We start from the raw sequence: 12,966 nt of genomic DNA on the forward strand, positions 1-12,966 counted from the left end.
ATTGGAAGGAGATGAAATATGGTTGATTTCGCTATAGATTGTAAGTACAAAAACCCGTACAATTATCTTTGTATAATATTTAAAAAAACTTATTGAGTTTTTGTACGCTATCCAAGATTTGTGAGTGCTAATTAGAGGATAGAATACATATAATCCCCTACCAGGAAATAAATAAGGAGGAAAAATGATGAGCAAAATTGGTTATGTCAGGGTCAGTACGAGAGATCAGAATTTAAATAGTCAAATTGATGTCTTAAATGAATATGGTTGTGATCGAATATTTTTCGAAAAGGTAAGTGGACGGAAATAATTGATGGAACAATCCTTTGGGAAAGAAGAGGAGCTGAGTATGGCTTCAAAGACACTACAAAAAACGAATCCTCTTACAGAACTATTTCCATCACATCCAGAAGCATAGAAATTCTTAAAAAAATAATTATTGAGAACAAAAAATTAAAACAGTGGGAAGAGCAGTATCAAGACAGAGGATTCCTCTTTACTGACTACAAAGGAAACCCTATTAATAAATCGACTGCTAATAGGTGTTTACAAGCTGGAGCAAAAGCAGTTGGTATAGAAAAGCACATAACTACACATACACTAAGGCATACTCATATATCGTTGCTGTCTCAACTCGGAGTATCTTTAAGAGCTATCATGGACCGAGTTGGACACAGTGATCATAAAACCACTTTACAGATATATTCACATGTAACGGAACAGGTGGATAAGGATATGATGGATAAACTTGAAAAACTACCACAATAATAAAAAGATATTCCTATACCTAATCTAACCATAATATTAAATCTAATTTTATTAGAAATATTTACTATTTCAGATAGATATAAATCTTTATAATTTGATAGGTGATATTTATGACAAAAAGTATAGAACAAAGAATTCAAGACATTGTAGATAATAAAACTAATGAGAAAGCTTTTATTGACTATAAGATGATAGAATACGATCTTAGCAGTAAAAAGAAATGGGAAGTTGTAAAAGATGTAATAGCTATGTTGAATAGTGAAGAAGCGTATGGAGAAGATAAATTCATAATATTTGGAGTAGTAGATGCCACTCTATACATAAAAGGTTTAGAGAATAAGATGACAGATGATAGTGAGTATCAACATTTATTTGAGTTTATAAAGCCAAGACCTAGAATTGAAACCGGAGAAGTAGTTTTGAGAAAAAAAAGATTAGGATATGTTTTTATAAAAAAAGATAATAACGAAAGACCTTATACTGTAAAGCAGGATAACGAAAAATATTGTGAAGGAACTTCTTTTATAAGAAAAGGAAGTATAAATTTATCTTTAGATGAGGAAACAAGAGAGAAACTAACGCTTGAAAAATATATTTCGAATCCCTCCTGGGTCGACAATGTATATCAGAATATACTAAATCAAAATAAAATTAATTCAGAAATGAACTACAAAAATGAGGATTTTGAAGGTAACGCCAAAATTAATCCTTCTAATAACAACGGGAAATTTACATTTGGTAAACGAATGTACGAATTTAACATCAAGTTTGATGTTGCAAATAATAATGTAGCTAGAATCTATAATGATTACCAATTACAAGTATCTCGAATCAAAAATTGTCACAATTTATTTCACAATGTTGAACAATTAGATTTTAAAAAACTAGATTTTTCTAATAGGTTTAGAAGATACTCAACAGATGATTTAGCTATTGTGGTAAATAAGATGGGAAAATACGCACTACTAGTATTCAAAAAAATAGAATCAGAAAGCCATGGTGCTGATTCAGATATAATAGAATTTAAGTGGAAGATTATTTAGATAAGTTTTATAACTGTATCAACACCTGAATGAATCTAATTATTTAGTAATTTTTAACTTTCGAAGTGAATTATTTTCATGCATAAATTTCATATTTGCCCTCATTTTGCCCTTTTTATATAAATAATATTATAAATAAACCCTTTAACCATTGCAGTTAAAGGGTTTTAGTATTATATATCGTTATTCCCACTCGATTGTTGCCGGCGGCTTGCTTGTTACATCATAGACGACGCGGTTGATATGCTTGCTTTCGTTCACGAGCCGTTTGGAGATGCGCTCCAGTACATCCCAGTCGATTCTTGCAAACTCGCTTGTCATGCCGTCGATGCTGGTTACGGCACGGATGCCGATTGTGTGGTCGTATGTTCTGTAATCACCCATTACCCCGACGGAGCGGATATCAGGGAGCACTGTGAAATACTGCCAGATTTCACGGTCGAGTCCTGCTTTTGCAATTTCATCGCGTAGGATCCAGTCGCTTTCTCTGACGATTTCGAGTTTTTCTTCGGTGATTTCACCGAGGATGCGGATGCCGAGTCCCGGCCCGGGGAACGGTTGTCTCCACACGAGGTGTTCCGGTATGCCAAGCTCGATGCCGAGCTGTCTCACTTCGTCTTTGAATAAAGTGTTCAGCGGCTCGATGAGATCGAACTGCATATCTTCAGGCAGACCACCGACGTTATGGTGTGATTTGATCGTCGTTGCCGTCTCTGTACCGGATTCGATGATATCTGTGTAAAGTGTACCCTGTGCCAGAAAGTCCGCGTCTTTTAATTTGGATGCTTCATCGTCGAATACATAGATAAATTCGTTGCCGATGATCTTACGTTTCTGCTCAGGATCGGATACGCCCTTGAGCTTGCTGAGGAAGCGATCTTTGGCATCTACTTTGATGATGTTCATGTTGAAGCCTTCACCGAACTGTTCCATGACCATGTCGCCTTCGCCTTTGCGGAGCAGTCCATGGTCGACGAAAATACATGTCAGCTGGTCACCGATGGCTTTATGCATCAGTACTGCGGTAACGGAAGAGTCTACGCCGCCGCTCATTGCACAGATGACTTTGCTGTTTCCAACCTGTTCACGGATCTTCTCGACTTCGATGTCGATGAAGTTGTCCATAGACCATTCACCGTGGCAGCCTGCAATATCGCGGATGAAATTTTTAAGGAAAGTGTCCCCATTTACTGAGTGTTTGGATTCGGGATGGAACTGTACGCCGTAAATGTCTTTTTCCTTATGGCTGATTCCTGCATATTTACAAAGTGGCGTCTGTGCAATCTGTTCGAATGCATCAGGGATGCGTGTCACTTTGTCACTGTGGCTCATAAGGACTGTTTCATTTTCCGAGAGCCCTTTGAACAATGCAGAATTCGTATTTATATTGATTTCGGTAGAACCGAATTCCTTCTCATTTGAAGGCACCACTTCTCCGCCGAGCATATGCGTCAACAGCTGCATGCCGTAGCATATTCCCAGTACTGGAATACCCAGGTCGAAAATTGCCGGATCTGCTGTATATGCATCATCTGCATAGACGGATTTCGGTCCTCCTGAGAGGATGATGCCTTTCGGTTTGAGTTCTTTGATTTCTTCAATCGTGATGCTCGGATTATGGAGTTCACTGTAAACCCCAAGATCTCTGATACGGCGCGTAATCAGCTGGTTGTACTGGCTGCCGTAGTCGATAACAAGGATAAGTTCCTGCTCTTTCGCCATTTCCATCTTTCAACTGTTCCCTTCTTATCTAGTGTAGTTTGGAGATTCTTTGGTAATTTGAACGTTATGCGGATGACTTTCAATCAGTCCTGCACCTGTGATCTTAATGAATTGAGAATCTTCTCTCAATGCTTCGAGATCTTTAGAACCGGTATAACCCATTCCGGATTTCAAACCACCCATGAGTTGATAGATAGTATCGCTGAGCGGACCTTTGTATTCCGTACGGCCTTCGATGCCTTCCGGAACAAATTTCTTCGCTTCCGAATCTTCCTGGAAGTAACGGTCTTTGGATCCCTGCTCCATCGCGCCGAGTGAACCCATTCCGCGGTATGTCTTATACCTTCTGCCCTGGAAGATTTCAGTATCCCCCGGTGATTCCGTCGTACCTGCAAGCAGGCTGCCGAGCATTACTGCATGCCCTCCGGCTGCCAGTGCTTTGACGATATCTCCGGAGAGTTTGATGCCGCCGTCTGCAATGATTGCCTTGCCGTGCCTGCGCGCTTCAGTCGCAGCATCATAAACTGCAGTGATCTGCGGAACGCCTACACCTGAAACGACCCGTGTCGTACAGATTGAACCTGGTCCGATTCCTACTTTGACGACATCAACTCCAGCTTCGATCAATGCTCTTGTGCCCTCGGTAGTGGCAACGTTGCCTGCAATCAGTGTAACGTCAGGGAATTTATCACGGACATCCTTGATGGCTGTGAGCACGCCCTGGGAGTGGCCGTGGGCTGTATCGATGACAAGTGCATCTGCACCCGCTTCAACGAGCTCTTTTGCACGTCTCTCAGTCTCTTTTGCAATGCCGATCGCTGCCGCGACAAGCAGTCGGCCCTGGCTGTCTTTAGCCGCTTCGGGGAATTCAATCACTTTTTCTATATCTTTGATTGTGATGAGACCTTTCAGAATATTATTCTCATCAACAAGCGGGAGTTTTTCAATTCTATGTTTCTGCAGGATTTCAGCAGCCTGTCCGAGCGTTGTGCCGACATCTGCAGTTACCAGATTCTCCTTAGTCATTACATCATCTATCGGTTTGGAATAATCCTCGATGAACCTGAGATCACGATTGGTAATGATACCGATCAGTTTTTTCTCTTCAGGATTGTTTACAATCGGCACACCGGAAATACGGTATTTGCCCATCAGATGTTCAGCTGCAAAAACCTGCTCCTCTTTAGTCAGGAAGAACGGATCCTTAATTACACCATTTTCTGAACGTTTAACTTTTTCAACTTCATCACGCTGACGCTCGATTGACATGTTTTTATGAATGACACCCAGTCCGCCCGCTCTTGCGATCGCAATTGCCATTGCAGATTCAGTGACACTATCCATACCCGCGCTAAGCACCGGTATGTTCAGCTTGATGTTCTCAGACAGCTGGACAGAAAGTGACACCTCTTTAGGTAATACTTCTGAATGCGCCGGTACCAGCAGTACGTCGTCAAATGTTAAACCTTCTTTTTCAAACTTCCTTTCCCACATTCTTATTGCCTCCTATTTTTTAATACTGCACCCTTAAAAAAGATATATGATAGGAACAATCAAAATACAGTCAGCGACCGTGTATCCAATTGTAATTTCATAGTAGCTTTATTTAAGGTAAAGCCTAGAAACTCATAATCCATATTATTATGATTATATGAAACGAAATAAAATATTTAATTATAAATGATAACAAAAAAACGACACGGATACAACAAAGTTTTTGGCTTTCTTTACACTCTGTATTATAGAGCAGAAGTGTTTGGATTGAAAGCACGGAGGGAATAGTCATATATACTTAACAGAAGCTTTACGGGAGGATGTCATTATGAATTATTTCGAGTTGTATGACGATAAAGAGGCTGTCCTTAACAGGATAGAACAGCTGAAGGACGAGGATTACTATGAAGAGGACATACATCTGATCGGCCGGGATGATATGGAATTCAAGGCGCTGGATTACACAGAGGTCCACTTCCATGGTCACGCTGCACATGAAAGGGGCCTTCGGGAAATTCTTTCCAACAATGAACCTGCGGAACGATTTCTGAACAGGTTTGAGCTTGGAGAGGATGAAATTGAGAAGTATCTGTTTAAAGTCAGCGAGGGGAACTTCCTGATTTTCTATGACGATGATGTATTGCAAAAGCGCGCCGAAGAAGCTGAAGGCACAACCTTCTCTTCAGAGTCAGATTTAAATGACAACGACAAATGACCCACATAGAAAAAGCAGACCGGACGAATTTTACTCCGTGTCGGCCTGCTTTGGTTCTAAATGATATGATTTATCCTCTTTTATCAATTGGAGCGGCTGGGAAGATCCTGAATCTGTAAAATCCACCAGAATTGCTTCAGATACCCCGGCCTCTTCTCCTTTTCTGATACATATATTCCTGATTTTTTCCTCGTCCAGTATTTCATCTGAACGGTACTTCACATAGCAGTTCATCATTTGATTGTAATGGTGGAGGGTGAGTCCGCTCTTCCCGTCACCTGCCTCAGGCAGTTTTACTTCTTCGTATTTATGTACAAAATCATTGTATGTATAATATGGCTGTTCCAGCTCGTCGTTGGCATTGAATCCATCAAAATATACATGATAGTTATCTCTTATGTCCTTTTGGATATCAGCATCCAATTTCACAATCGAATTCTGCACTTCACAAAATATCTCCAGAATCAGTTCAACATCTTCTGATACATTGACTGGTACGCCCGCGCCGCCAAATTCTATCGTTTCTAAAAGAACCGGATATTTCTTTTCAATTCCGTTTACGATAATGTCCTGATAGTAACAATAGAAATCTTCAGTACTTTTAGTCATTAAGTCCATGATCTTATACTGGTTAAACAAAATTAAACGTATTGCCGAGTTTTCCAGACTTTGCAATTTCACTCTCCGCCTTCACTTTTTATTTGGTTAAAACACTAAACCACTGTTTACGAACCTCCTTAATTTGATGGGCATTGCGGGTAATATCATTTTAATAGTATACTAACTAAACTTTTTAAACTAGTATTTTCCATCAATATTTTACGAAAAATACAAATTTTTCAACTTATTTTTCAAAATCTGCCCAAAATCTTTATTTCCAGGCTGTATGATGACAGTCCGTAATTCCCAAAATAGTTTATATCAGACGGTTTTGGGTAGACTTTTAATATATATAATTTTAAAATCGGAGATCTTATAACTTGGATATGGTTCGAATATATGACAAAAATTGGAGGAATATGACATGCGTAACATTGAAACATTTGAAAGTGAAGAGAAACTGCTTGGAAGAATAGAACAATTGAAAACTGATGGCATAAAGGAAGAATCGATTACCGTAGTATCCGGGGATTCCCTCGAAAAGTCTTCCTTTGATTATACAAATATAAATATCAAATCAGCAGAAGGCACAGCCTGGGATAAAATTGTTTCTTTCTTCTCATCCGAAGATTCAGAAGAGCGTGTCATGGCGGGTATGGATTTGAGTGATGAGGAAGAGCAGAAGTTCAAAAACGCACTCGACAACGGTAAAATCCTGCTTTATGTAAATGGTGACGGAGCAGATTCGATCGCCAAAGAACCTGTGACCGATGACAGTCAGGATACTGTACACTCTGACGAGCAAGCGGAAAAGGATGCCACTAATATGACGGCAGCCGGAACCGCAGGCAATGCCGGTGTTGCAGGTGTTACGGCACATGATGACAATGCGGGGAATATTGCCACAGAAGAAGAGATAGAACAGGATATCCCCCGGGAAAATACCGGCGGTGCGAATCTGAATCCCGGAAACAGAAACACTGATAATGATGATTATAAGGCAGTTCCAAGCGGCGAATATGATAATAATCAGGAAAACTCAGCCAATCAGATTCATAATCCGGCAAACGAAGAGGGTCTCTCATTGGATAAATCCCGTGAAGCCCATGACCACAGTGAAAAATTGCAGGAAGATGATACGCATCTGGCATACGGGGAAGGAACGGACGAGCACATCGCGGTCGATCCATCTGTGAATACGGCCACCGAAGAAAGTGATGCAGAAAAAATTGAACGCCACAAGGATCCGGACTATCTTGAAAATGAGCAGGAGGATTACCATTATAAAAATAAAAAGACCATCATCAACGAATATAAGATGGATGACCGGAGAGATCAGCACCTGGTCGATACACACAATCATCCCGAAATAGCTGAAGAGATTTCACCTGAAGAAGAGAAAAACACTGGAGAGAGCGACCGTCAGCCTCTGGATAAAGACTTTGATAATAGGAACAGGGACTACAGCATCAAAAATGACATTAACGGGGAACAGGTCATCAGACTGAATGATGAAGAGCGCTAATGACGAAGTAACGGGCCGACTTTTGACGGCCGTTACTTTATATTTTAATGGGTCTCCATTACTGCAAAATAATTTTCTTCCCGGTCTGCGAAATTGAAGACCTTTCCACCGCCCATATCCGTCATCTCACCTACTGTAATCCTCTTGTTTTTCATCTCTTCGTGCAACGACTCAATATCATCTGTTTTAAACATCAAAGATGGTGTGTCCAGGCTTAATTCCGGACTGTGTTTTTTGATGAAGGCTTTATCAAAAATCGTAATCCTCGTTTCAGCATCTGCGTACGGTGCTATCTCGACTGCTTTGAACCCTTCCGGCAATTCTTCTTCTGAGACCACTGTAAAACCGAGACTGTCTCTCCAAAACTCAACCGACTCTTCCTGATCGTCTACGTAAAGCATGACTCCGGCCAGATTTTCAATCATCATCTCACCTCTTTTCCGAATATAAAAAACAAACACTTTCATTTACATTGTACATGTTAATGTAAATTTATTAAAAATGAGAGAAAAGAAACTTATTTTTGATGAATTTCCCTTTGCAGCAATATTATATAAATACTCTTATCAAAATCGGGTATATATAGAGTGTTTTGGGACGATAATACTTCCAAATTGTTAATCTATTAAATTACTGAAAGTATTAATGAAAACCAAGGAGGATTTTTTAAATGGTAGTACCATATAGTGCAGAACCAGCTACAGATTTCACGATAGAAGAGAATAAAAAAGCGTTCAAAGCTGCTTTGGAAGAGGTGAAAAATGACCTCGGTATCAAGCGGCCGCTGGTCATCGGCGGTGAGCATATAGAAACGGAGGATCAGATTACTTCCTATAACCCTTCAGACAAAGAACAGGTTGTCGGACACGTTTCAAAAGCGACACAGAAACATATCGATGATGCGTTCCAGGCTGCTGAAGAGGCCTTTGAAACATGGAGCGAATGGGATCCTGAAGATCGCGCCGCACTCCTCATCAGAGTTGCAGCAATCATAAGACGCCGCAAACATGAATTTTCGGCATTGATGGTATATGAAGCAGGGAAACCGTGGAACGAAGCAGATGGTGACACAAATGAAGGCATCGACTTCATAGAATACTATGCGAGATCAATGATGGAACTGGCTGACGGCAAACCGGTACTTGACCGTGAAGGCGAGCACAACAAATATTTCTATCAGCCGATGGGAGCAGGCGTCACGATTACGCCATGGAACTTCCCGTTCGCAATCATGACAGGAACGACTGTTGCACCGATCATCGCAGGGAATACCGTCCTTCTGAAACCTGCAGAAGATACACCGTTGATTGCGTATAAATTGATTGAAGTGCTTGAAGAAGCCGGTCTGCCAAAAGGCGTTGTGAACTTTGTTACAGGAGATTCAGGTGTAATCGGAGACTATATGGTCGACCATCATAAGACACACTTCATTACATTCACCGGTTCCAAAGGCACAGGACTCAGAATTAATGAACGTGCTTCAGTCGTTCAGGAAGGGCAGCATTTCCTGAAAAGAGTCATTACGGAGATGGGCGGTAAAGATACAATCATCGTGGATAAAGATGCCGATCTGGATCTCGCAGCAGACTCCATCGTGAATTCCGCTTTCGGCTTTGCAGGACAAAAATGTTCCGCCGGATCCCGTGCGGTCATCCATGAGGATGTCTACGATGAAGTTCTCAAAAAATCAATTGAGCTGACAAAAGAGCTGACTGTCGGAAATCCTGTAGATGAAACATATATGGGACCTGTAATCAGTCAGAAACAGTTCGATATGATCAAGGGTTATATTGACATCGGTAAAGAGGAAGGCGAATTGAAGATCGGCGGAGAGACAGACGACTCCAAAGGTTACTTCATCAAGCCGACGATATTCGCAGATCTTGACCCGAAAGCACGCATCATGCAGGAAGAGATATTCGGCCCCGTCGTGGCATTCGCAAAAGCGAAAGATTTTGATGAAATGCTCGATATCGCCAATAATACTGTATACGGTCTGACAGGATCAGTCATCACGAACACACGTGAACACTGGATCAAGGCACAGAAAAAATTCCATGTCGGCAACCTGTACCTGAACCGTGGCTGTACAGCAGCTGTAATGGGTTATCACCCATTCGGCGGATTCAAACTCTCCGGTACAGATCAGAAGACAGGCAGTCCGGACTATCTCCTCAATTTCCTTGAGCAGAAAGTCATTTCTGAAATGTTCTAATTTCCAGAAAGACAACATTGCAGGATTGAACATAATAAGGTTGATGGCATCAGTCATCAATCTTATTTTTATATAAAAAATTCCCAGGCCTATTCGACCTGGGAATTTCGTATATTACTGTTCTTCTTTTACATATGGTAGTAGTGCCATATGACGTGCGCGCTTGATTGCTCCTGTAAGCTGGCGCTGATACTTCGCGGAAGTACCTGTAACACGTCTAGGAAGGATTTTACCACGTTCTGAAATGAACTTTTTAAGAAGGTCTACTTCTTTATAGTCAATGTGCGTAATGCCATTGGCTGTGAAGTAACAAACCTTTTTACGACGGCGACCGCCTCTTCTTGGACCTGCCATGAATGTTTCCTCCTCTTCATATATTTTATACTGACCCGTCTGCCGGGTTCGTTTTCCGAAGCTCTATATATTAGAATGGTAGATCGTCATCACTGATGTCAACCGGGCCATCTGCATTCGCAAATGGGTTTTCCTCAGCATTGTCCTGTCTGGACTGCTGCTGCGGAGCCGGTCTTGATCCTGTAGACTGGTTACCATACGCATTCGTATAGCTGTCTGCGGAATTATTATTGTACTGCTGTTGTTGATTACCGCCTTGCCCTTTCGGCTCGAGGAATTGTACACTGTCACACACTACTTCAGTCACAAACACTCGCTGCCCATCCTTATTATCATAAGTACGGCTTTGCAGTCTACCATCAACACCCGCAAGGCTTCCTTTTTTCAAGTACTGATTGACATTCTCTGCTTGTTTACGGAAAACAACACAGTTTATGAAATCGGCACCGCGTTCGCCATTCGAACTTGTGAATGGGCGGTTTACCGCTAAAGTAAAAGTTGCTACGGAAATGTTGTTTTGACTGACTTTAAGATCGGGGTCTTTTGTAAGACGACCAACCAATACAACACGGTTCAGCATGTAATCAACTCCAATGTGTTTTTAATTACTTATTTTCTGCTTGTTCATCGCGGACAATGATATGACGAATGATATCATTGCTGATTTTGGCTAAACGTTCGAATTCATTAGTTGCTGCAACATCAGAATTCAATTTGATGATCTGGTAGAAACCTTCTTTGTAATCTTCGATTTCATACGCAAGACGACGTTTACCCCACTCTTTTGATTCGACGATCTCCGCACCATTTGAAGTCAATACATCATCAAAACGCTCTACGAGTGCTTTTTTTGCATCTTCCTCGATATCAGGACGGATTACATATAGAATTTCATATGCTCTCATCTTCTACACCTCCTTATGGTCTTTAACGGCCTGGTTCCTCGGAAACAGGCAAGGAATAATTTTCATTACTCACAATCCGATATTATACCAGTGTTTTAGTCATTTTACAATAAATTTTTACATATTATATCTAAATTGTGAAACACAAGTGATAATGTCCTAAGTAATCACAAATGAAAATGTCCCGCTGGTATACACTAAGATAGAAAGTAAATACCAGGAGGGGACATCATGAAGGAGTATCTCACTCCGAGACAGATCAACCGGCTGATTCAGACTTGCCAGGAGAAAGACTGTCTAAGATTATATATTTTACACATTAAATCTGAAATGAACGACGTCGCCGTCTTTCATGATGTACTCTTTACCTTCGAGGCGCACTTTGCCCGCTTCTTTGGCTTTAACTTCACTTCCCGCTGAAACGAGGTCATCATAGCTCACTGTTTCTGCACGGATGAATCCTTTTTTGAAATCGGTATGGATGATGCCGGCACATTCCGGAGCCGTCATTCCTTTTTTGAACGTCCAAGCTCGCACTTCCTGCACACCTGCTGTGAAGTAGGTTGCCAGTCCCAGAAGATCATAGGATGCCTTGATCAGTTTATCGAGGCCGGATTCACTGATGCCGAGCTCTTCCAGGAACATTTCCTTTTCATCTTCATCGAGTACTGCGATTTCTTCTTCGACTTTCGCTGAGATGACTATGACTTCAGAGCCTTCTCTTCCAGCATACTCATTGATTTTCTCCAGATGCGCATTGCCTTCAAGACTGGCCAGATCATCTTCTGCCACGTTTGCGACATAAAGCATCGGTTTTTGTGTGAGCAGATGGAAGTTCTTCACATATTTCGCTTCCTCTTCAGTGAATTCCATTGAGCGCACCGCCTGGTCATTTTCAAGTCCTTCTTTAATTTTCTGAAGGATTGCCGCTTCCGCTATAGCATCCTTATCTTTCTGCTTCGCCATCTTTTCCAGACGCGGCAGTCTTTTCTCCACACTTTCCAAATCGGCAAGGATGAGTTCCATGTTGATGATTTCAATATCATCCACCGGGTTTACTTTTCCTGACACATGTGTAACATTTTCATCGTTGAATGCACGGACAACCTGACAGATCGCATCCACTTCACGGATATGGGCCAGGAATTTGTTACCCAGTCCCTCGCCTTTTGATGCTCCTTGGACGATTCCTGCGATATCCGTAAATTCAAATGCCGTAGGCACGGTCTTCTTAGGTTCTACCATTTCCGTAAGTTTGTTGAGTCGCTCATCCGGCACTTCGACGATACCGACGTTCGGGTCGATGGTGGCAAATGGATAGTTTGCTGCAAGCGCGCCTGCTTTAGTTATAGCGTTAAATAATGTGGATTTCCCAACATTCGGCAATCCCACGATTCCTGCTGTTAGAGCCATTAATAATCACCTTTACATTTCATTTTTTTACTTCACTGATTTCATTCTTTTCTCAAAATCACGGCGCGGCAGCATGATGACCCGGCCGCACTGTTCGCACTTTATCTTGATATCCGCCCCGAGACGCGTAATCCGGAACAGTTTGCTGCCGCATGGATGCGGCTTCTTCATCTCTACTATGTCATGCATGGCATATTCTTTATCCATATCAT

General features: G+C 41.5%; 14 protein-coding genes, 1 pseudogene and 1 riboswitch. Of the genes and pseudogenes, 6 read left to right on the forward strand and 9 right to left on the reverse strand.

Annotated elements, in window-relative coordinates:
- Positions 1-187: 187 nt before the first annotated feature.
- The 3 genes and pseudogenes from BM271_RS06790 (at position 188) to BM271_RS06800 (ending at position 1,811) form a co-directional block, all read left to right on the forward strand.
- The gene (locus tag BM271_RS06790; protein ID WP_074924551.1) at positions 188-310 is read left to right on the forward strand and encodes a recombinase family protein; all 123 of its coding nucleotides are present in this window, start codon (positions 188-190) and stop codon (positions 308-310) included.
- Positions 295-768 (forward strand): annotated as a pseudogene (locus BM271_RS06795) (tyrosine-type recombinase/integrase); the annotation flags it as partial. The gene BM271_RS06790 and the pseudogene BM271_RS06795, both read left to right, overlap by 16 nt.
- Before the next feature lie 110 nt (positions 769-878).
- Positions 879-1,811, forward strand: a complete 933-nt coding sequence (locus BM271_RS06800) for an ATP-binding protein (protein WP_046788954.1) — start codon at positions 879-881, stop codon at positions 1,809-1,811.
- A 183-nt stretch (positions 1,812-1,994) separates the two neighbouring features.
- Here BM271_RS06800 and guaA read toward each other — a convergent pair whose 3' ends face one another.
- Positions 1,995-3,539 (reverse strand): glutamine-hydrolyzing GMP synthase, encoded by a 1,545-nt coding sequence (guaA, locus tag BM271_RS06805; RefSeq protein ID WP_046788955.1) that lies wholly within the window; start codon positions 3,537-3,539, stop codon positions 1,995-1,997.
- Positions 3,540-3,557: 18 nt separating this feature from the next.
- On the reverse strand, positions 3,558-5,027 hold the full coding sequence (gene guaB, locus BM271_RS06810) for an IMP dehydrogenase (protein ID WP_046788956.1): 1,470 nt from the start codon (positions 5,025-5,027) through the stop codon (positions 3,558-3,560).
- A gap of 80 nt (positions 5,028-5,107) precedes the next feature.
- Positions 5,108-5,208, reverse strand: a riboswitch (purine riboswitch).
- 147 nt (positions 5,209-5,355) lie between these two features.
- Between guaB and BM271_RS06815 the strand changes: the two genes are divergently transcribed.
- On the forward strand, positions 5,356-5,742 hold the full coding sequence (locus tag BM271_RS06815; protein WP_046788957.1) for a general stress protein: 387 nt from the start codon (positions 5,356-5,358) through the stop codon (positions 5,740-5,742).
- Positions 5,743-5,772: 30 nt separating this feature from the next.
- On the opposite strand, the gene BM271_RS06820 is transcribed toward BM271_RS06815, so the two are convergent.
- Entirely contained in the window at positions 5,773-6,423 is a 651-nt protein-coding gene (locus BM271_RS06820) for a YfbU family protein (protein WP_268794009.1), read from the reverse strand.
- Between the two features lie 343 nt (positions 6,424-6,766).
- Here BM271_RS06820 and BM271_RS06825 point away from each other — a divergent pair, with 343 nt between their 5' ends.
- Positions 6,767-7,867 (forward strand): general stress protein, encoded by a 1,101-nt coding sequence (locus BM271_RS06825; RefSeq protein WP_046788959.1) that lies wholly within the window; start codon positions 6,767-6,769, stop codon positions 7,865-7,867.
- Positions 7,868-7,911: 44 nt separating this feature from the next.
- Here BM271_RS06825 and BM271_RS06830 read toward each other — a convergent pair whose 3' ends face one another.
- Positions 7,912-8,292 carry a VOC family protein gene (locus BM271_RS06830; protein ID WP_046788960.1) on the reverse strand — a complete coding sequence of 127 codons (381 nt, stop codon included), beginning with the start codon at positions 8,290-8,292 and terminating at the stop codon, positions 7,912-7,914.
- Positions 8,293-8,537: 245 nt separating this feature from the next.
- Between BM271_RS06830 and pruA the strand changes: the two genes are divergently transcribed.
- Positions 8,538-10,082, forward strand: a complete 1,545-nt coding sequence (gene pruA / locus BM271_RS06835; protein ID WP_046788961.1) for an L-glutamate gamma-semialdehyde dehydrogenase — start codon at positions 8,538-8,540, stop codon at positions 10,080-10,082.
- Positions 10,083-10,196: 114 nt separating this feature from the next.
- Here the strand turns inward: pruA and rpsR are convergent, their stop codons facing one another.
- From rpsR to BM271_RS06860, 5 genes are all read right to left on the reverse strand, one after another.
- Positions 10,197-10,436: a 30S ribosomal protein S18 gene (gene rpsR, locus BM271_RS06840; protein WP_017547433.1), complete on the reverse strand. Its 240-nt coding sequence runs from the start codon at positions 10,434-10,436 to the stop codon at positions 10,197-10,199.
- Between the two features lie 70 nt (positions 10,437-10,506).
- Complete coding sequence (gene ssb, locus BM271_RS06845) at positions 10,507-11,016, reverse strand: single-stranded DNA-binding protein (RefSeq protein ID WP_046788962.1); 510 nt, start codon at positions 11,014-11,016, stop codon at positions 10,507-10,509.
- Positions 11,017-11,041: 25 nt separating this feature from the next.
- Positions 11,042-11,341, reverse strand: a complete 300-nt coding sequence (rpsF, locus tag BM271_RS06850) for a 30S ribosomal protein S6 (protein ID WP_046788963.1) — start codon at positions 11,339-11,341, stop codon at positions 11,042-11,044.
- Between the two features lie 312 nt (positions 11,342-11,653).
- Positions 11,654-12,754: a redox-regulated ATPase YchF gene (ychF, locus tag BM271_RS06855; RefSeq protein ID WP_046788964.1), complete on the reverse strand. Its 1,101-nt coding sequence runs from the start codon at positions 12,752-12,754 to the stop codon at positions 11,654-11,656.
- 27 nt (positions 12,755-12,781) lie between these two features.
- On the reverse strand, positions 12,782-12,961 hold the full coding sequence (locus BM271_RS06860; RefSeq protein ID WP_046788965.1) for a DUF951 domain-containing protein: 180 nt from the start codon (positions 12,959-12,961) through the stop codon (positions 12,782-12,784).
- Between the last annotated feature and the right edge of the window lie 5 nt (positions 12,962-12,966).

It is taken from the genome of Salinicoccus halodurans (genome assembly GCF_900114445.1).
Classification (GTDB): Bacteria; Bacillota; Bacilli; order Staphylococcales; family Salinicoccaceae; genus Salinicoccus; species Salinicoccus halodurans.

Bases quoted from the DNA above. Each gene is read 5' to 3' on its own strand.
- BM271_RS06800 (WP_046788954.1), top strand. From the start codon at position 879: ATGACAAAAAGTATAGAACAAAGAATTCAAGACATTGTAGATAATAAA.
- rpsR (WP_017547433.1), bottom strand. From the start codon at position 10,436: ATGGCAGGTCCAAGAAGAGGCGGTCGCCGTCGTAAAAAGGTTTGTTAC.
- BM271_RS06815 (WP_046788957.1), top strand. From the start codon at position 5,356: ATGAATTATTTCGAGTTGTATGACGATAAAGAGGCTGTCCTTAACAGG.
- BM271_RS06860 (WP_046788965.1), bottom strand. From the start codon at position 12,961: ATGGATAAAGAATATGCCATGCATGACATAGTAGAGATGAAGAAGCCG.
- BM271_RS06825 (WP_046788959.1), top strand. From the start codon at position 6,767: ATGCGTAACATTGAAACATTTGAAAGTGAAGAGAAACTGCTTGGAAGA.
- ychF (WP_046788964.1), bottom strand. From the start codon at position 12,754: ATGGCTCTAACAGCAGGAATCGTGGGATTGCCGAATGTTGGGAAATCC.
- guaB (WP_046788956.1), bottom strand. From the start codon at position 5,027: ATGTGGGAAAGGAAGTTTGAAAAAGAAGGTTTAACATTTGACGACGTA.
- guaA (WP_046788955.1), bottom strand. From the start codon at position 3,539: ATGGAAATGGCGAAAGAGCAGGAACTTATCCTTGTTATCGACTACGGC.
- ssb (WP_046788962.1), bottom strand. From the start codon at position 11,016: ATGCTGAACCGTGTTGTATTGGTTGGTCGTCTTACAAAAGACCCCGAT.
- BM271_RS06830 (WP_046788960.1), bottom strand. From the start codon at position 8,292: ATGATTGAAAATCTGGCCGGAGTCATGCTTTACGTAGACGATCAGGAA.
- pruA (WP_046788961.1), top strand. From the start codon at position 8,538: ATGGTAGTACCATATAGTGCAGAACCAGCTACAGATTTCACGATAGAA.
- BM271_RS06790 (WP_074924551.1), top strand. From the start codon at position 188: ATGAGCAAAATTGGTTATGTCAGGGTCAGTACGAGAGATCAGAATTTA.
- rpsF (WP_046788963.1), bottom strand. From the start codon at position 11,341: ATGAGAGCATATGAAATTCTATATGTAATCCGTCCTGATATCGAGGAA.